The following is an 18,187-nucleotide window of genomic DNA, read 5'->3' on the forward strand; positions in this document are numbered from 1 at the left end:
GCGTCGCTCCGCGCTCGTCCGAGGCGGCGTCAACGGAAAGCTGCGGAGCAGGCGCACTGCTGCGGTAAGCTCCGGCCGATGCCTCGCCCCGGCCACGACAGCGTGGTGCTCATCACCGGCTTCCCCTCGTTCATCGCGCGGAAGATGCTGCAGCACATCCTCGCGTCGGAGCCGCGCACGCTCGTCTACGCCGTGGTGCTCGCGAAGTCGTCCGCGCAGGCGAGCGCGGAGCGCGACGCGCTCCCGGCGGCGGACCGCGAGCGCGTGGTGCTGCTCGAGGGGGACGTCACGGCGATGGATCTCGGGCTGTCGGGCGTCGAGTTCCGGCAGCTCGCCCGCGAGGTCGACCGCATCCACCACCTCGCGTCCGTGAGCCACGCCGGCGCCGACCGGAGCACCGCCCACACCGTCAACGTCGTCGGCACCGCCGAGGTGCTCGAGCTCGCGCGCGCCTGCGCCTCGCTCCAGTGCCTCGTCCTTCAATCGACCGCGTTCGTCGCGGGCGACCGGACCGGTACGGTGTACGAGGATGATCTCGAGGCCGGTCAGGCGTTCCGCAATCCTGTGGAGGAGACGCGAATGCGCGCCGAGGTGCTCGTGCGGCGGGCGATGCGCCACGTGCCGGTGGCGGTGGTCCGGCCGACGACGGTGGTGGGTGACTCTGCGACAGGGGAGATCGACAGGCTCGACGGCCTGTACCTCCTGGTGCTGCTCATCATGGCGGCGCCGGCCGACATGGCGATCCCGATGCCGGGTCGCGGCGACGTGCCGCTCAACATCGTCCCCATCGATTTCGTGGTCCGCTCGACGCACGCGATCGGGCTGCACCGGCTCGCGCCGCGCCGCACCTTCCACGTCGCCGACCCGCACCCGCTCTCGGCGCGGCGGGTCTTCGACCTCATCGCCCGGGCGAGCGGCCGCCGGGCCGCGCGCGGCCACATCCCGTCGAACCTCGCCAAGGCGCTGCTCCGCACGCCCGGGATCGAGCGCTTCGTCCGCAGCCCGCGCGCGTTCGTCGAGCAGCTCATGACCCCGGTGCGCTACGACGCCCGGAACGCGGACCTCGTGCTCGCCGGCGCGGGGGTCGCCTGCCCGCCCTTCGAGTCGTACGTCGACGTGCTCGTCGGCGCCGTCCAGGAGCGCGTCCGCGAGCGGCGCGAGCGCCAGGAGATCGAGGCGAGCGCGGACGCCGACCTCGACATCGAGGATCCGCTGTCGTGAGCGGCGCGGCGTGCTCCGCGGCCCGCGCGGAGGTCCCGGGGCGCAGCGCGGCTCTCCCGCGCGCCCCGCGGCGGCGCTCCTGCGTCGCGCTGCTCGTGACCGCGGCGCAGCTCGTCGCGGCGGCGCTCGGCTGCAGCTCGACCCGCGAGCACGTCGCGCCGCCGACGCCCGAGGTGGCCCCCACGCCCCCCTCGCCGGCGGCGCTCCCGCCGCGCAGCGCCGACTCCGCTGCGCCTGACGCGACCGCGCCGCGCCGGGCCGATCCGGCGCCGGCGCGCCCGCCGGAGCTGGATCTGGTGCGCCCCGAGGACGGGCCCTACGCCCACTTCTTCGCGGCGCTCCGCGCGATGGAGCAGGGGCGCCGCAAGGACCACGTGCGCGTCGCCTGGCTCGGCGACTCGCACGCCGCCGCGGATTTCTGGAGCGGCGCGCTCCGCACCGCGCTGCAGCGGCGCTTCGGCGACGGCGGGCTCGGCTTCGTGCACCTCGGCTACGCCGCCTACCGCCACGACGGCGCGCGGCTCACGACCGAGGGCAAGTGGCGGACGCGCCCGAAGACGCCGGGCGGCTCCACGCCGGTGGACGACGGCGTCTTCGGCCTCGGGGGGATCCTCTTCAGCGCGCACAGGGGCCCGGTGCGCGCCGAGATCGCGGTCACCGGGGCCGGGCCCTCCACGCGGCTGCTCTGGGACGTGTGCTTTCGCTCCAGCGCGCCGACCGACGAGCTCGCGGTGACGATCGAGGGCGGTCCGAGCGAGATCCTCCGCGCAGCCCCGGGCGACGCCCCCGGCGCGCTGCAGCACGCGAAGCTGGCGAGCGTGGGCGCGACGAAGCTCGGCGTCGTGCCGTCGGGCGCGCCCGAGCTCTGCGGGCTGGTCGTCGAGACCGACCCGGAGGCGAGACCCGGGGTGGTGGTCGACACGCTCGGCATCAACGGCGCCCGGCTGGCGACGGCGCTGCGGTGGAGCGAGCTCGCCTGGGCTGCGGAGCTCGCGCGGCGCTCGCCGGAGCTCGTGGTGCTGGAGTACGGCACGAACGAGGCCGGCGACGTCACCACGGATCCGTCCCTCTACGCGAAGCAGCTCGCGGAGCTGCTCGCCCGTACCCGCAGGGTCGAGCCCGACGTCGACTGCCTGGTCCTCGCGCCCACGGACCGGAAGGACGCGCCGGAGCGCACGCCCGTCATCCGTGACGCCCTGCGCGACGCCGCCCAGGAGGGCGGCTGCGCGTTCTGGGACACGTACGAGGCGATGGGCGGGAGGGGCTCGATCGAGGCCTGGTACCGCGAGCGCCCGCCGCGCGCGTCCCGCGATGGGGTCCACCTGACGTTCCGCGGTTACCGGGAGCTCGGCGTGAAGCTCTCGAACGACATCCTCGAGCGATACCGCCCCTGACGGGCGGTTTCGCCTGCACGCTCCGTCCGACGGCGACGGCGGATCCAGCCCGGTGGCCTTGCTCGTGCTTTTCGGCTCTCGTGCTTGGTCGGCGTGAAGGCTTCTCTCACGCGCGATGGGCGAAGGGGGCACATGCTGCATGCCGGAGACGTTGCAGGAGGTCGCTTCCGACTGATCCAGCCGATCGGCTCGGGCGGGATGTCGAGCGTCTGGTGGGCGCGCCATGAGCTCATCGGTCGGGACGTCGCGCTCAAGCTGTCCCCGGCGATCCAGGACGAGCAGGTCATCGGGCGGTTCGTCCGTGAGGCGAAGATCATCGGCAAGTTCCAGCACCGGAACATCGTCGGCGTCGTCGACGCCGGCGAGCTCCAGGAGGAGGGCTACCTCTTCCTGGCCCTGGAGCTCCTGCGCGGGTCGCCGTTCGCGGACCGCCTGATCCCGAACCGGCCGCTGCCGCCCGAGGAGGTCGTGCCCGTCCTCATGGAGGTGTGCAGCGGGCTCTCGGCCGCCCACGCCGAGGGCGTCGTGCACCGCGACATCAAGCCGGAGAACATCGTGATGGCCATGGTCCCCGGCGAGGGGGTCGTACCGAAGATCGTCGACTTCGGCATCAGCCAGCTCACCGGCGCGGGCGACGCGCTCACCATCGAGGGGCAGCTCCTCGGGACGCCCTCGTACATGAGCCCCGAGCAGGTGCTGGGCAAGCGCACGATCGACGCGCGCGCCGATCTCTGGGCGGTGGGCGTCATGCTCTACGAGGCGCTCAGCGGCGCGCAGCCGTTCAGGGGAGGCAACCACCACGCGGTCCTCCGGCGCATCCTCGACACCGAGCCGGCGCCGCTCCCGTCGTCGATCCCGCCGCGCCTCCGGAAGATCGTCGGCCGCTGCCTCGAGAAGGACCCGGCGCGGCGCTACCTGGACGCGGCCTCGCTGCGCGCGGATCTGCAGGCCGCGCTCGACGACCTCGGCGCGAGCGCGCCCGCGCCGCTCGTGATCCTCTCGCCGCGGTCCGCGGGCTCGCGGTCGGTCGAGGCGACGCGCCCGCGCGGCGCGCTCGCCGCGCCGCCGGAGCTCATCGCGCGCGCCGCGCCACGGAGGCTCATCGCGATCGACACGCCGCCGGAGCTCATCGCGCGCGCCGCGCCGCGGAAGCGCCTCGTGCGCGACGCGCTGCCAGAGCTCATCGCGCGCGCCGCGCCGTCGAGGCTCGCCCTGCGCGCGCTCGGCCGTCTCTGGGCCTCGCGGCCGCAGGCGCGTCGGTGGCGCGAGGCGCCGACGCTCGGGCGCACGCTCGGCGTCGCGCCGCTGCCGGACGCCCGGCGGCGCGCGGCGGCGAGCCTCACGCTCCGGCTCGCGGGCGCGGCGGCGCTCGTCGCGGCGCTCACCTCGGCCGCGCTGCGGGAGCAGACGGACGCGGAGGCCGGGGGCGCGGCGCGCGAGAGCCTCCGCCCCGTGCTGGCCGCGGCCTTCGCCGGGAGCGGCGCCGCGTCCCGGCGCGGCGACGGCGCGCCCGGGAAGGCGAGCAGCGGCGCGCCGGCCCAGGAGGCGGCGACCTGCGACGGCGCGCCCGGCTCGCCCGAGCTCGCCTCGACGGACCCGGTGAGCGCCGAGATCGCGGCCGCCTCCGAGGACAAGCCCCCGCGCTCGCAGGCGCCGCGCGGGGCCTCGCGCTCCCGCATCACGAGCCCTGGATTCTGATGATCAACGCCGCACCCACCTCCGCTCTGCGCAGGCGCTCCCGCCGGCGCGCCGCCGCGCTCGGGCTCATTTGCTGGGCGCTGCTCTCCCCCTCATGGCTGCACGCGCAGGACGACGGCGCGACCGACGCGCAGGACGACGGCGCGACGCGCGCGCTGCGGCTCCAGTTCGCGCGGGGGTTGACCCTCGAGGGCGCTGGACGCTGGGCAGACGCGCTCGATCGGTTCGAGGCGATCGCCCGCCGCCGGCCGACCGCGAACGTCACGTTCCACATCGGGCTCTGCCACGAACGGCTCGGCCGGCTGCGAAAGGCCGAGCAGACGTACCAGGACGCGCGCGCGACCGCGCGGCCCGCGACGCCGGCGGTGCTCGCCGAGATCGACGCGCGCCTCCAGGACCTCGAGGGGCGGATGCCGAGGATCGTGCTGAACCTCGCGGGCGCGACCGAGGGCGTGACCGTGCTGCTCGACGGCAAGGTGGCGCAGCCGTCGCGGGCGATCCGGGTCGATCCGGGCCCTCACGTGGCCGTGGCGCTCCGGCACGGGATCCCGGTCGCGGCGAGCGCGTTCTCCAGCCACGAGCGCCGCACCCGGTTCGTGACGTTGACCGTTCATCCCGTCCCGAGCAGCGCATCGGAGCCCTGAGCTCGACGGACCGTCGTCCCTGACGCGGGCATGACATACGTCGCGCTTTTCCTTTGCAATTCCGGTTTCTGATCGCCTCTGCCTGGCCCGATCTGCCGCGCGCGGTGCTGGCGGGATCGGCGCGCGCCGAGCTCCCCACACCCGAGCACCTGTGCGCGCGGAGGCGCCAGCGACCATCGTCGCGGGCGTGATCGCGCCGCGGCCGCGTCCGCTCCTGGCGGCGATCTCGCGGGATTTCCTGGAGCTCCGCGCGGGCGTGTGTCAAGCCGCGGGACGAGCTGCGAGGCGCGCGCGAGCGCTCGCCGAGGCGAGGGCGTCGCGGCGCGCGGCGCTGGCCAGCGTGCGCGTCGCGCCGCGCGCGCTGCATGCGAAGCTCGCCTGACAGGGCGCTCCGGACACGCGCCAACCCGCCGTGTAACCGGCCATGAACGCTGGATCCAGCTTCTGCCGTCCTGATAGCATGCAAGTCCCATGGCGCTCGACAGGCCGCCCGGTGCGGGCTCTGCTTCGCGACTCGGCAATTATGAGCTGCTGAAAGAGCTGTCCGGCGGCGGCATCGGTTCCACGTGGCTCGCGCGCGCGTCGTCCGAGGGCGACGCGAAGGGCGCGCCGCCTGTCACGATCCTGCGCATCTACCGGCACCTCACGAAGAAGTCCGAGACCGCCGACAGCATCCTCCGCGAGGCCGGCGCGGCGCAGCAGCTCCGCTTTCCCAACGTTGCCTCGGTGCTCGACGCCCGCATCGCCGACGGGGAGGTCTTCATCGTCTCGGAGTACGTGGAGGGCGAGCAGCTCGGCGCGCTGGTGTCGGCGGCCGGCGCCGAGGGGCTGCCGCTCCCGGTCGCCCTCCGGATCGCGGCCGACGTGCTGCGCGCGCTCGCGTCCGCGCACGCGGCGGAGCCGGCGCTCGTGCACGGCGAGCTGAACCCGACGCACGTGCTCGTCGGCGTCGACGGCGTCACGCGGGTGGGCGGGCTCGGCGTCGCGCGGGCCATCTCCGGGCTCGCGCCGATGGGGACGAGGAACCCCGATCGGCTGGCCTACGCCGCGCCGGAGCGCGTCAAGGCGATGGCGGCGCACACCGCGGCCCCGCTCGACGCGCGCGCCGATCTCTTCTCGGTCGGCGTGATCCTCTGGGAGCTGCTCTCGCGGCAGCGGCTGTTCTCGTCGAAGCTGGAGACGGCGGTCATCCAGAAGGTGCTGACGGCGCCCATCCCGCCGCTCGCGGGCGTCGTCCCGGCCGAGGTCGGCGACGTCGTCCGGACGGCGCTCGAGCGCGATCCGGCGCTCCGCTTCGAGAGCGCGTCGGCGATGCTCGCGGCGCTGGAGGCCGCGGGCGCGGGCCGCATCGCCGCGCCGGAGGACGTGGCCGCGGCGCTGAGCCGGCTGGCCGGCAGGACGATCGAGCCGCGCAGGACGATGATCGCCGCGGCGATGGCGGGCGTCGCGGGCGCGACCGAGTCGCGGCCGGCGCCACGCGCGCGCGGGGCGACGCTGGTGGGCCTGGCGATCCCGGAGGCGGCGCTGTCCCCCCGCGGCGACGGACCGCGGCACGGCATCACCGCGCCGTCTCCGCGCCCGCGCGGGGCGCCGACCACGCCGGGCACCCCGCCGGTCGCCGTGGGCGGTGCGAGCCAGCTACGCCCGTCGGGCGGCGCGGCAGCGCTGAAGAACGGCATGGCGACCAGGGCGGCGGGCGCGTCGAACGGCGCGGCGCCGGCGGGCGCCGGGGTGGCGCACGCCGACGTCGACACCGCGTGGGGCTCGGTGGATGAAGGCCCTGCCCGCGGCCTGCCCGCGCCGCGGCCCCCTGCGGAGACCCTTCCGCGGATCGAGCCGTCGAGCGAGCGGACGGAGAGCCGCGGCGCCGCGGTGGCCGGCCCCGAGGCGACCGCGGCGACACCGACGCCGCCGGCGGCCGCGGTGAAGGAGCGGGCGGCAATACCGCGGCCCGGCGATGCGGGCGACGGCCTCGCGACGGCCCGCGTGACGCCCACGCCCGCCGAGGGTGCGGCGCCGAAGCGGCCGACGCCTGTCCCGCCGGGGCCCCCGAGGCCGCCGCGCCCGCCGGCAGTTCGGGCGGTGCCGGCGCCTCCCGAGGTCCCGGGCAAGACCTCCGTCGTGGCGTCCCCGGCCGCCGCGCCCGCGACATCGTCGAGCCGTCCGCCGCCGCGGGTCCCTGGGGTGCCCGCGGTGCCGCCGGCGCCTGCCGCGCACCGCGCGCCCGCGGCGCCGACCGCGTCCCGCGCAGCCGCCGTGCCCGCGGCGCCGATCACGCCTCGCGCGCCCGTGGCGCCCGCAGTGCCGGCGGTGCCCGCGGCGCCTGCCATGCCGCGCGGCCCCGCAGCAGCGACGGCGCCCGCCACGCCCGCCCCGCCCGTCGCAGCCGCGCCTCCGCGGACGCCCGTGCCTGCGGCCCCATCGCCGGCCGCCGCGCCAGCGACGCCTGCCACGCAGAAGGCTCCGTCATCCGCGTCGACCGTCGTCTCGGCAGGCGCGGCGCCCGCGCCGCTGACCGCGGTGACGCCGGAGAGCGCGCGCGGCGTCGACCTGCCGCCGATCTCCAGGACGCTCCACACGCCGACCGGGTCGCAGGGCCCGACGAAACTGTGGGGCCGCGCTGCGTCGGCCGTGGATCGGCTGGGCCCGGGGAGCACCCTCGGCCGCTACGAGATCCTCATTCCGGTCGCCAAGGGAGGCATGGCGGCCGTCTGGGCCGCGCGCCTGCAGGGCACCCGCGGCTTCCGGAAGATCGTCGCCATCAAGACGATGCTGCCGGACGTCTCCGACGACCCCGACTTCGAGTCGATGTTCCTCGACGAGGCGCGGGTCGCGGCGCGCGTCCGTCACCCCAACGTGGTCGAGATCCTCGACCTCGGCGAGGAGGACGACGTCCTCTACATCGTCATGGAGTGGGTCGACGGCGAGACGGCCGGCACGCTCCAGAAGGCCGCGAAGAAGCTCGGCGGCATCCCGCAGCGGATCGTGCTCCGCATCGCCTCGCAGATCTGCGCGGGGCTCCACAACGCGCACGAGCTCCGCGACGACAGCGGCGCGCTGCTCGATCTGGTGCACCGCGACATCTCGCCGGCCAACGTGCTCATCTCGACCGCCGGGTTCGTGAAGATCGTCGACTTCGGCGTGGCGAAGTCGAAGGGGCGCCTGCACATCACGCGCGCCGGGGGCATCATCAAGGGGAAGACGCCGTACCTCTCGCCGGAGCAGCTCGGCGGGCTCCCCATCGATCGCCGGAGCGACATCTTCTCGCTCGGCGCGCTGCTGTACGTGCTCACGACGGGGATGCACCCGTTCCGCGCGGAGACCGAGCTCTCGACCGTCGAGAACATCACCATCAAGGCCCCGCTCCCGCCGCGCGAGCTGAACAGCGCGATCCACCCCGAGCTCGAGAGGATCATCCTCAAGGCGCTCGAGAAGGATCGCGACAACCGCTTCTCGACGTGCGCCGAGATGCAGCGGGCCATCGATCAGGTGGCGTCGAGCCTCGGCGAGCCCACGACCGACGAGGACGTGGCCGCCTTTGTGCGGCTGGCGATCGGCGATACCCAGGCGAGGCGCGCGCAGGAGCTCCGCGATGCGATCGCGGCGGTCGACGCCGGCGCGGCGCAGAACTCGGAGCCCCGCCCGGCGATCTCTCCGGAGCTCCAGGCCTCGCTCGCCGACGTCAGCCCGGGATCGAGCGAGCGCGCGCTCGGCGTCGCCGGCGCGGCGCCGGCCGCGGCTGCCGCCGGTCCGAGGTCGAACGCAGCGCAAGCCTCCCCGCCTGCGGCGCAGGAAGACGAGAGCCCCATCAGCCTGGAGCCGATCTCGATCGAGGAGATGGCGGCGCCGGCGCAGCCGCCCCAGACCCCGCCGCGGCTGATCATCGCGCCGGCGCTTCAAGCCGATCTCCCGCTCGGCGGGCCGGCGGAGGCGGCGGGCGCGCCGGCCTCTCCCCGCGAGGGCAAGCCGCTCGGCGCGTCCGTCCGGCGGGTCCTCCCGGCGGCCGGCACGCCCGCGTCGAAGGTGCTCGCGGCGGCGGATCCGCCCGCCTCGAGGGCCGCAGCGCTCAGCGCCCGGTTCGCGAGGGGCGGGTCCCGGAGCCTGGCCAACGACGTCGGTGAGGTCACGGCGGTCGATCGCTCGTACGAGACAGCGCAGCGGCACAAGCGGCTGCAGCTCATCGTGGCCGGCGCGGCGATGTTCTGCGTGGCGATCGGCGCCATCGCGCTTGTCGCGCGCAGCGGCGACGAGCGCAACACGACCGAGATCGGCAAGGCGCGCGTCGACGCGCTGCCCGCGACCGCGACGGCGGACAACGCCGCGCCCGCGGCCAGCGCCGCCCCGCCGGCGACCCCGGCGACCGCGGAGCCCCCGCAGGCGGCGCAGCCGCCATCACCGCCGGCTCCGGAGGAGCCGCCGAAGCCCGCCGCCGAGCCGCCTCCCGAGGCGACGCAGAAGCCTCCTCAGACGGCGCAGGCGCAGGGGGCCGCGGCGACGCCGAAGCCCGCAGCCGCCCCGCAGCCGCCGCGCCCAGCGGCGACGGCGCGCCCCCGGACGACCTCCACGACGACGAAGCCTGCGCCCAAGCCCGCAGCGACCGGCAAACCGACCACCAAGAAGAAGTACAACCCCTCGGGTATCTGAACACCGTGCGATCTCGACCCTGGCTCCGTGCGCTGCTCTTCGGTGCGGCGTCTTGCCTCTGCCTGTGCACGCTCCCCGGGCCCGCGGCGGCCGCGGACGACGCCGCGTCGACGCCGGCGCCGGACGCGGTGGAGAGGGCGCAGAGCCTGTTCAAGAAGGGCGCTGCCCTCTTCGAGAGCAGGCGTTACGCGCTCGCGCTCGAGCAGTTCCGGGCCTCGTACGCCGCGGTGGCGAGCCCGAACTCGCGCCTGTACATCGCGCGCTGCCTCGCCGAGCTCGGCGATTATACGGAGGCGTACCTCGAGTTCGAGGGGGTCGCGGCGGAGGCCGCGGCGCGCGCGAAGACCGAGCCGCGCTACGCCCAGACGGAGCAGACGGCGCAGTTGGAGCGAGACGAGCTCACGCGCAAGATCGCGCTCGTGACGGTCACGGTGGCGCGCCCGGAGTCGGCGACGTCGCTCACGATCGCCGGCAAGGAGGTCCCCCGCGAGCGGTGGGGCAAGCCGTACCCGGTCAAGCCCGGCAAGGCCGAGATCGTCCTGCGCACCAGGATCACCTCGATCCCGCAGACCGTCGATCTGTCGCCGGGCGAAGCGAAGACGCTGCCGATCGACGCCGACGCGAGCGCCCCGCCCGGGGCCCCTGACGACAACGCGATGCTCCTCGACGAGGGCTCGATCCCGCCCGCGCCGGAGTCGCCCTCGCCGAGGGAGTACCTGCGACCCTACGCCTACGTCGCCGGCGGCGTGGGCGTGGCGGGGCTCGGCGTGTTCACGATCGCCGGGCTGATGGCGAACAGCACCTACAGCGATCTCGCCGAGACGTGCCGAGGCCCCTGCCCCATCGAGCGCCAGGACGACGTCGACGCGGGCAAGACCCAGAAGACGGTCGCGAACGTCGGCCTCGTGGTCGGCGCGCTCGGGCTCGTCACCGGCACGACGCTGTTCATCCTGAGCTTCACCGGCGGCGGCGCCGGCGAGCCGCAGGGCGCCACCGCCTCACCACAGCTCCTCGTCGCGCCCGGCTATGTCGGCGTGCGCGGCGCGTTCTGAAGCGGCTCCAGGTCGGCCGGGCGTCCGCGCCGCGCTCCAAAGACGAACGGGCGGGATCGCTGCTGCGATCCCGCCCGCTTGCCGTCGATGCTCTCGCGCTGGCCGCGGAGAGATCAGCGACCGCCAGGGCCGCCCTTGGCGACCTTGGACTTCTTGTCCCCGGAGTGACCGTGGAACGTGCGCGTCGGGGCGAACTCACCCAGCTTGTGGCCGACCATGTTCTCCGTCACGAACACGGGGACGAACTTCCTCCCGTTGTGCACGGCGAACGTCAGGCCGACCGACTCGGGTAGGATCGTCGAGCGGCGCGACCACGTCTTGATGACCTTCTTCGCATTGGTCGCCTGGGCTGCCTGGATCTTCTCCAGCAGGTGACCGTCGATGAAGGGCCCTTTCTTGATGCTCCTCGGCATGACTAACCCTTGGTCCCGCGCCGCCGGACGATCATCGAGTCCGTGCGCTTGTTGTTCCGCGTCTTGAGCCCCTTGGCGAGCTGACCCCACGGCGAGCACGGGTGGCGCCCGCCGCTCGTCCGGCCCTCACCGCCGCCCATCGGGTGATCGACCGGGTTCATCGTGACACCCCGGTTGTGCGGCCGGCGGCCGAGCCAGCGCGAGCGACCGGCCTTACCGAGGCTGATGTTCGCGTGGTCGGAGTTCGACACCTGCCCGATCGTGGCGCGGCAATCGAGGTGGACCTTGCGGATCTCGCCGCTCGGGAGGCGGATCTGCGCGTAGTCGCCGTCCTTCGCCATGAGCTGGGCAGCGACGCCGGCCGACCGGACGAGCTGGCCGCCCTTGCCCTTCTTGACCTCGACGTTGTGGATCGACGTGCCGGGCGGGATGAAGCGGAGCGTCAGGCTGTTGCCCGGCTTGATGTCCGCGTTCCGGCTCGCCAGCAGCGTCGCCCCGACCGCGAGGCCGTCGGGCGCCAAGATGTAGCGCTTCTCGCCGTCCACGTAGTGGAGCAGCGCGATGCGCGCCGTCCGGTTCGGGTCGTACTCGATGGTGGCGACCTTCGCCGGGACGCCGATCTTGTCGCGCCGGAAATCGATGATCCGGTAGCGCTGCTTGTGACCACCGCCGCGGAACCGCGACGTGATCCGGCCGTTGTTGTTCCGGCCGCCGGTGGACGTCTGCTGCTCGAGCAGCGACCGCTCGGGCTCGACCTTGGTGATCTCCTTGAAGTCGCTGACCGAGTAGTAACGCCGCGCCGGCGAGGTCGGCTTGAAGGATCTGATTCCCATGGCTATTCCGCCTTCTCGTCGAAGAACTGGATCTCGTCACCCTCCTTGAGGGTGACGATCGCCTTCTTCCAATTGCGCAGCTTCGCATAGCCGCGCCCCATGCGCTTTTCCTTGCCGCGCATGATCATGGTGTTGACGTCCACCACGCCCACCTTGAAGAGCGTCTGGATGGCGTCCTTGATCTGGATCTTGTTCGCCTCGCGGCGGACCTCAAAGATGACCTTGTTGCCTTGGTCGCGGAGCCGGCTCGACTTCTCCGTGAGGATGATGGGCCGGCGGATGATCTGCTCGGGCTGCATGGCGGACTCCCCTGACTAGCGAAGGCAACGCGCCTCGAGCGCCTTGGCGGCGTCCCTCGAGACGATGAGGTGGTCGTGCCTGAGGAGATCGTAGACGTTGACCCCCTCCGGCGGCAGGTACTGGTGGTTCTCCAGGTTGCGGAGGCTCTTCACCAGCTTCTCGTTACCGGCCGTGTCGACGACCAGCGACTTCCGATCCGCCTGCAGCGTCGTGAGCGTGGCCGCGATCGCCTTGGTCTTGACCTCGGGGACCTCCAGGCTGTCGAGCACGATGAGCCGGCCCTCCTTCGCGAAGAGGGAGAGCGCGCTCTTCAGGGCGCCGATGCGCACCTTGCGCGGCGGACGGTACGACCAGTCCTTCGGCTCCAGGGCGTGTGCCATGCCGCCGCCCGCGTGGTGCGGCGCGCGGATCGAGCCCTGGCGAGCGCGGCCGGTGCCCTTCTGGCGATAGAGCTTCTTCGTGGAGCCGGCGACCGCGCTCCGCTCCTTGGTGGCCTTGGTGCCCGAGCGGCGGGACGCGAGCTGCGCCTTCACGACCTCGTAGAAGAGGTGCTCTTTCACCTCGGTCCCGAAGACCTCGTCCGAGAGGTCGAGCTCGCCGACCTGCTCCCGCTTGAGGTTGTAAACGGTAACCTTCATGGTACCTGGACTCCTAGCTCTTGATCTCGACGTCGACGCCGGCCGAAAGGTCGAGCTTCATCAGCGCGTCGAGGGTCTGCTGAGTCGGCTCGATGATGTCGAGAAGCCGCTTGTGAGTCCGGATCTCGAACTGCTCGCGCGACTTCTTGTCGACGTGGGGCCCCCGGAGCACCGTGTAGCGGCGGATCTCGGTGGGCAGCGGGATGGGTCCCGCGACGTGCGCGCCGGTCCGCTTCGCCGTCTCGACGATGTCGCTCGTCGACTTGTCGAGAAGCTGGTGGTCGAACGCCTTGAGGCGAATCCGGATCTTCGTTGTATCAGCCATGTTGCTCTTCCTACGCGAGGATCTTGGTGACGACGCCGGCGCCCACCGTCTTGCCGCCCTCGCGGATGGCGAAGCGCATCTGCTCCTCCAGCGCGACCGGGGCGATGAGCTCGATCGTCATCGTGATGTTGTCGCCCGGCATCACCATCTTCACCCCCTCGGGGAGGTTCACCGTGCCGGTCACGTCCGTCGTCCGGATGTAGAACTGCGGCCGGTAGTTGGTGAAGAACGGCGTGTGGCGCCCGCCCTCCTCCTTCTTGAGGACGTACACCTCACCGGTGAACTTCGTGTGCGGCGTGATCGACCCGGGCTTCGCGAGCACCTGGCCGCGCTCGATCTCCTCCTTCTCCACGCCGCGGAGGAGGCAGCCGACGTTGTCGCCCGCCTGACCCTGATCGAGCAGCTTCCGGAACATCTCGACGCCGGTCACGACCGACTTCTTCGTGTCCTTGAAGCCGATGATCTGGACCTCGTCGCCGACCTTGATGATGCCGCGCTCGATGCGGCCCGTGGCCACCGTGCCGCGGCCCTTGATCGAGAACACGTCCTCGATCGCCATCAGGAACGGCTTGTCGATGTCGCGCACCGGCTCGGGGATGTAGCTGTCGAGCGCGTTGAGGAGCTGCTGGATCGTCTCCTCCCACTTCGGGTCGCCCTGAAGCGCCGGCAGCGACGCGCCCCGGATGACCGGCGCGTTGTCGCCGTCGAACTTGTACTTCGACAGGAGCTCGCGGACCTCCATCTCGACAAGGTCGAGCATCTCCGGGTCGTCCACGGCGTCGCACTTGTTGAGGAACACGACGATGTGGTTCAGGCCGACCTGGCGGGCGAGGAGCACGTGCTCGCGCGTCTGCGGCATCACGCTGTCGAGCGACGACACGACGAGGATCGCCCCGTCCATCTGCGCCGCGCCGGTGATCATGTTCTTGATGTAGTCGGCGTGCCCGGGACAGTCGACGTGCGCGTAGTGGCGGTTGACCGACTCGTACTCCACGTGCGCCGCCGCGATGGTCACCGTCTTGGTCTCGTCACGGACCGTCCCGCCCTTCGCGATATCGGCGTACGAGATCGCCTTCGCCAGCTGGCGCTTCGACTGCACCTTGACGAGCGCCGCGGTGAGCGTGGTCTTGCCGTGGTCGATGTGACCGATGGTGCCCACGTTCACGTGCGGCTTCGTACGAGTGAATTTCTCCTTGGCCATGGCGTATCTTTAACCTCGCTGCTTGGCGACGATCTCTTCCTGGATCGCTGCTGGAACCGGTGCGTAATGAGAGAACTGCATCGAATGGGTTGCGCGGCCCTGCGTCTTTGAACGGACGTCGGTCGCGTAACCGAACATGGTGGCGAGCGGTACCTCCGCTCGGATCACCCGGGTGTTCGCGCGTTGCCCCATGTCGAGGATGCGGCCACGTCGCGAGTTGAGGTCTCCGATGACGTCCCCGAGGTAGTTCTCGGGAGAGACGACCTCGACGGCCATCATCGGCTCGAGGAGCACGAGGCCCGCCCGCTTGGCGCCGTCCTGGAAGGCCATCGAGGCGGCGACCTCGAACGCGGGGCCCGAGGAGTCGACCTCGTGGTAGCTGCCGAAGTGGAGCCGCACCTTGATGTCGACGACGGGGTAGCCCGCGAGCACGCCGCGGCCCATCGCGTCCCGGATGCCCTTCTCGATCGAGGGGATGAACTCCTTCGGGATGATGCCGCCGACGATATCGTTCTCGAACACGAAGCCCGCGCCGCGCTCGGCCGGCTCGATGTCGATCCGGACGTGGCCGAACTGGCCGTGTCCGCCCGACTGCCGGACGAAGCGCCCCTCGACGTCCGTCGCCTTCTTCGCGATGGTCTCGCGGTAGGCGACCTCGGGCTTGCCGACGTTGGCGTCGACCTTGAACTCGCGCTTCAGGCGGTCGACGATGATCTCGAGGTGGAGCTCGCCCATCCCGGCGATGATCGTCTGCCCGGTGTCCTCGTTCGTGAAGGTGCGGAACGAGGGGTCCTCGTAGGCGAGCTTCTGCAGGCTGAGCCCGAGTTTGTCGAGATCGACCTTGGTCTTCGGCTCGATCGCGATCGAGATCACGGGGTCAGGGAACTCCATCCGCTCCAGCACGATCGGGTGCTTCTCGTCACAGAGCGTGTCCCCGGTGCGGGTGTCGCGGAGCCCCACGGCAGCGTAGATGTTGCCGGCGTAGCAGACGTCGATCTCCTCGCGCTTGTTCGCGTGCATCCGGAGGATGCGCCCGAACCGCTCGCGCTTGCCGCGCGTCGAGTTGAGCACGCTGACGCCGCTCTTCGTCGTGCCGGAGTAGACGCGGAAGAACGTGAGGTTGCCGAACTGGTCGTTCATGATCTTGAACGCCAGCGCCGCGAACGGCTCGTCGTCGCTCGCCTTGCGCGAGACGACCTTGTCCTTCTTGTCGGGCAGCGTCCCCTCGACGGCCTTGATGTCGACCGGCGACGGCAGGTAGTTCACCACGCTGTCGAGCAGGAGCTGGACCCCCTTGTTCTTGAACGCCGAGCCGCACAGGACGGGGACGATCTTGAAGCTCAGGGTGCCGGCGCGGAGCGCCGCGTGGATCTCCTCCTCGGTGATCTTGTCGAGCTCGCCGGCGATGAACTTCTCCATCACCTTGTCGCTCGAGTCGGCGGCCGCCTCGAGGAGCTTCTCCCGGAGCTCCTTGCACCGGGGGAGGAGGTCGCCCGGGATCTCCTGCCACCTGATGTTCTGGCCCTTCGTCTCCTCGTCGAAGACGGCGGCCTGGAGGGTCACGAGGTCGATGACGCCCCGGAACGAGTCCTCCGCGCCGAGCGGGTAGTGGATCGCCACCGGGTTGGCGCCGAGGCGCTCGCGGATGGAGTCGACGCACATGTCGAAGTCGGCGCCGACCTTGTCCATCTTGTTGATGAACGCGATGCGCGGGACGCCGTACTTGTCCGCCTGGCGCCAGACGGTCTCGCTCTGGGGCTCGACGCCGTTGCCGCCGTCGAACACCGCCACCGCGCCGTCGAGCACCCGCAGGCTCCGCTCGACCTCGATGGTGAAGTCGACGTGGCCGGGGGTATCGATGATGTTGATGCGGTGAGAGACGCCCTTCTGGGATCCCTGCACCGGCGTCCAGAAGCAGTTCGTCGCGGCGGACGTGATCGTGATGCCGCGCTCCTGCTCCTGGACCATCCAGTCCATCGTGGCCGCGCCCTCGTGGACCTCACCGATCTTGTAGTTGACACCCGAGTAATAAAGGATGCGCTCGGTGACCGTGGTCTTGCCCGCATCGATGTGGGCCATGATCCCGATGTTGCGCGTCCGTTCCAGGCTGTACTCGCGTGCCACTGTTCCTTCTCCGTGGTGTTGATGCGTCGGGTGAGTGTTCCGGACTCAGGATGCAAAACACCCTCTCCAGCCCGGCCCGCCGCTGTTGTGGCGGGCACTTGAACCTGGAGAGGGTGTCGGGGTACAGCAGCAGCTTTTCTAGGTCTCGCGACGGTGAGCGCTGTCGCGCTCCCTCGAGAAGACCGGCTCTGTAACCCGATCCTTATGTCGACTGTGCCATCTCGCTCTACGCGTCTCCTCGCCTGGTCACCGGGACATGAAATGGACGAACCAGCGCAGATCGATGATCTGCGCTGGCGGTCTCGGTGTCTACCACCGATAGTGGGCGAACGCCTTGTTGGCCTCCGCCATCTTGTGCGTGTCGTCGCGCTTCTTGACCGCGTTGCCGCGGTTCTGCGCGGCGTCGACGAGCTCGGCGGCGAGCCGCTCGCGCATCGTCTTCTCGCCACGGCCGCGCGAGTAGGTCACGAGCCACCGCATCGCCAGCGCGACGCGGCGCTCGGGCCGGACCTCGACGGGGACCTGGTAGGTCGCGCCGCCGACGCGCCGGCTCTTCACCTCGAGCTTCGGCTTCACGTTGTCGAGCGCCTTGCGGAAGACGTCGATCGGCTCCTCCTTGAAGCGGTCGCGCACGATGTCGAACGCGCCGTAGAGGATCCCCTCGGCGGTCGCCTTCTTGCCCGACTGCATCAGGGAGTTCGTGAACTTGGCGACGAGCTTGTCCTTGTACTTCGGGTCCGGAATGATCTTCCGCTTCGGGACTTCGCGACGACGGGGCATCTTCGTTCCTCTGCTCGGCTATCGCCCGGTCAGGCCTTCGGGCGCTTCACGCCGTACTTCGAGCGCTTGCGGTTGCGGGTCGCTTTGTTGGTGGAGCTCGGCCCGGCGGCGCCGGACGCGTCGAGCGTGCCGCGGACGACGTGGTAGCGCACGCCCGGCAGGTCCTTCACACGGCCGCCTCGGATGAGGACGACCGAGTGCTCCTGCAGGTTGTGGCCTTCGCCCGGGATGTAGCTCGTTACTTCCATCTGGTTGCTCAGCCTGACACGGCAGACCTTGCGGAGCGCCGAGTTGGGCTTCTTCGGCGTCGTGGTATAAACACGGACGCACACGCCTCGGCGCTGCGGGCAGGACTTGAGCGCAGGAGAGGCCGTCTTGTAGCGGGCGGCCTCGCGGCCTTGGCGAATGAGCTGGCTGATGGTCGGCATAGAGACGCGGATTTCCACCTGAGGGATGGGGACGCGCAGGATACCCAGGAGCAGAAACCTGTCAAGCGGGACGACACCCGTTCGTGCTGGATGCTTCCGCAGGCGGTTCTTCTGGGTGATCCTGCGCGACGCCGGGGGACGCGCTCGTGATGCGCGGCTGGCCGCGCGCTGCGCCCGCGCGCGGCACGAAGCGAACGCGGACGCGCGCGGGCGGCTCTTGGCGGCCCGGCTGCTGTTCGGTACGGTCGCTGCGTGGCGAAGAAGCTTTCACGCGCCCAGCGTAGGGAAAGCCGGCGGACGGCCAGGCGACCCGGCGTCACGCTGGGGACTGCGTCCCGCGCGGACACGGCGATCACGGCGCCCTCGTCGCGGAGCGATCCGGGCGACGAGGCGACGGAACGACGACCCACGGAAGCGCGCATCGAGCCCGCGACGCATGGCCGTGGCGACGACGCGCTCCGCGCGCGATCGCGCGACGCCGCCGCGCCGAAG

At 71.8% G+C, this 18,187-nt stretch carries 15 protein-coding genes; 6 read left to right on the plus strand and 9 right to left on the minus strand.

Translation table 11 applies throughout. From position 1 onward, the window contains the following. The first annotated feature begins 78 nt into the window (after positions 1 to 78). The 6 genes from WME76_RS47960 to WME76_RS47985 all read left to right on the plus strand — a co-directional run bounded on the left by WME76_RS47960 (position 79) and on the right by WME76_RS47985 (position 10,653). Positions 79 to 1,221 (plus strand): SDR family oxidoreductase, encoded by a 1,143-nt coding sequence (locus WME76_RS47960; protein WP_437962918.1) that lies wholly within the window; start codon positions 79 to 81, stop codon positions 1,219 to 1,221. Continuing rightward, positions 1,218 to 2,615 carry a GDSL-type esterase/lipase family protein gene (locus WME76_RS47965; protein WP_437962919.1) on the plus strand — a complete coding sequence of 466 codons (1,398 nt, stop codon included), beginning with the start codon at positions 1,218 to 1,220 and terminating at the stop codon, positions 2,613 to 2,615. Before WME76_RS47960 ends, WME76_RS47965 begins: the two co-directional genes overlap by 4 nt. A 132-nt stretch (positions 2,616 to 2,747) precedes the next feature. After that, complete coding sequence (locus WME76_RS47970) at positions 2,748 to 4,313, plus strand: protein kinase domain-containing protein (RefSeq protein ID WP_437962920.1); 1,566 nt, start codon at positions 2,748 to 2,750, stop codon at positions 4,311 to 4,313. Further along, positions 4,313 to 4,957 carry a tetratricopeptide repeat protein gene (locus tag WME76_RS47975; protein ID WP_437962921.1) on the plus strand — a complete coding sequence of 215 codons (645 nt, stop codon included), beginning with the start codon at positions 4,313 to 4,315 and terminating at the stop codon, positions 4,955 to 4,957. Before WME76_RS47970 ends, WME76_RS47975 begins: the two co-directional genes overlap by 1 nt. A 471-nt stretch (positions 4,958 to 5,428) precedes the next feature. After that, on the plus strand, positions 5,429 to 9,601 hold the full coding sequence (locus WME76_RS47980; protein ID WP_437962922.1) for a protein kinase domain-containing protein: 4,173 nt from the start codon (positions 5,429 to 5,431) through the stop codon (positions 9,599 to 9,601). A gap of 5 nt (positions 9,602 to 9,606) precedes the next feature. Next, positions 9,607 to 10,653 (plus strand): tetratricopeptide repeat protein, encoded by a 1,047-nt coding sequence (locus tag WME76_RS47985; RefSeq protein ID WP_437962923.1) that lies wholly within the window; start codon positions 9,607 to 9,609, stop codon positions 10,651 to 10,653. Positions 10,654 to 10,766: 113 nt separating this feature from the next. Here the strand turns inward: WME76_RS47985 and rpsS are convergent, their stop codons facing one another. From rpsS to rpsL, 9 genes are all read right to left on the minus strand, one after another. Continuing rightward, positions 10,767 to 11,066 (minus strand): 30S ribosomal protein S19, encoded by a 300-nt coding sequence (gene rpsS, locus WME76_RS47990; protein WP_020733179.1) that lies wholly within the window; start codon positions 11,064 to 11,066, stop codon positions 10,767 to 10,769. A 2-nt stretch (positions 11,067 to 11,068) separates the two neighbouring features. Beyond that, the gene (gene rplB, locus WME76_RS47995; protein ID WP_437962924.1) at positions 11,069 to 11,899 is read right to left on the minus strand and encodes a 50S ribosomal protein L2; all 831 of its coding nucleotides are present in this window, start codon (positions 11,897 to 11,899) and stop codon (positions 11,069 to 11,071) included. A 2-nt stretch (positions 11,900 to 11,901) separates the two neighbouring features. Further along, positions 11,902 to 12,198, minus strand: a complete 297-nt coding sequence (locus WME76_RS48000; protein WP_020733177.1) for a 50S ribosomal protein L23 — start codon at positions 12,196 to 12,198, stop codon at positions 11,902 to 11,904. Between the two features lie 15 nt (positions 12,199 to 12,213). Continuing rightward, a complete protein-coding gene (gene rplD / locus WME76_RS48005) occupies positions 12,214 to 12,837 on the minus strand; it encodes a 50S ribosomal protein L4 (RefSeq protein WP_061606796.1) in 624 nt (207 codons plus the stop codon). Positions 12,838 to 12,850: 13 nt separating this feature from the next. Beyond that, entirely contained in the window at positions 12,851 to 13,162 is a 312-nt protein-coding gene (gene rpsJ / locus WME76_RS48010; RefSeq protein WP_012233476.1) for a 30S ribosomal protein S10, read from the minus strand. Positions 13,163 to 13,172: 10 nt separating this feature from the next. Continuing rightward, positions 13,173 to 14,363: an elongation factor Tu gene (tuf, locus tag WME76_RS48015; protein WP_433933685.1), complete on the minus strand. Its 1,191-nt coding sequence runs from the start codon at positions 14,361 to 14,363 to the stop codon at positions 13,173 to 13,175. Between the two features lie 9 nt (positions 14,364 to 14,372). Then, positions 14,373 to 16,487, minus strand: coding sequence for an elongation factor G (fusA, locus tag WME76_RS48020; protein ID WP_437962925.1), 2,115 nt, complete (start codon positions 16,485 to 16,487; stop codon positions 14,373 to 14,375). Between the two features lie 309 nt (positions 16,488 to 16,796). Next, on the minus strand, positions 16,797 to 17,267 hold the full coding sequence (gene rpsG, locus WME76_RS48025; RefSeq protein WP_012233474.1) for a 30S ribosomal protein S7: 471 nt from the start codon (positions 17,265 to 17,267) through the stop codon (positions 16,797 to 16,799). A 29-nt stretch (positions 17,268 to 17,296) separates the two neighbouring features. Then, positions 17,297 to 17,695: a 30S ribosomal protein S12 gene (rpsL, locus tag WME76_RS48030; protein WP_012233473.1), complete on the minus strand. Its 399-nt coding sequence runs from the start codon at positions 17,693 to 17,695 to the stop codon at positions 17,297 to 17,299. Between the last annotated feature and the right edge of the window lie 492 nt (positions 17,696 to 18,187).

The organism is Sorangium sp. So ce119, assembly GCF_051524405.1.
Taxonomy (GTDB): Bacteria; Myxococcota_A; Polyangia; order Polyangiales; family Polyangiaceae; genus Sorangium; species Sorangium cellulosum_G.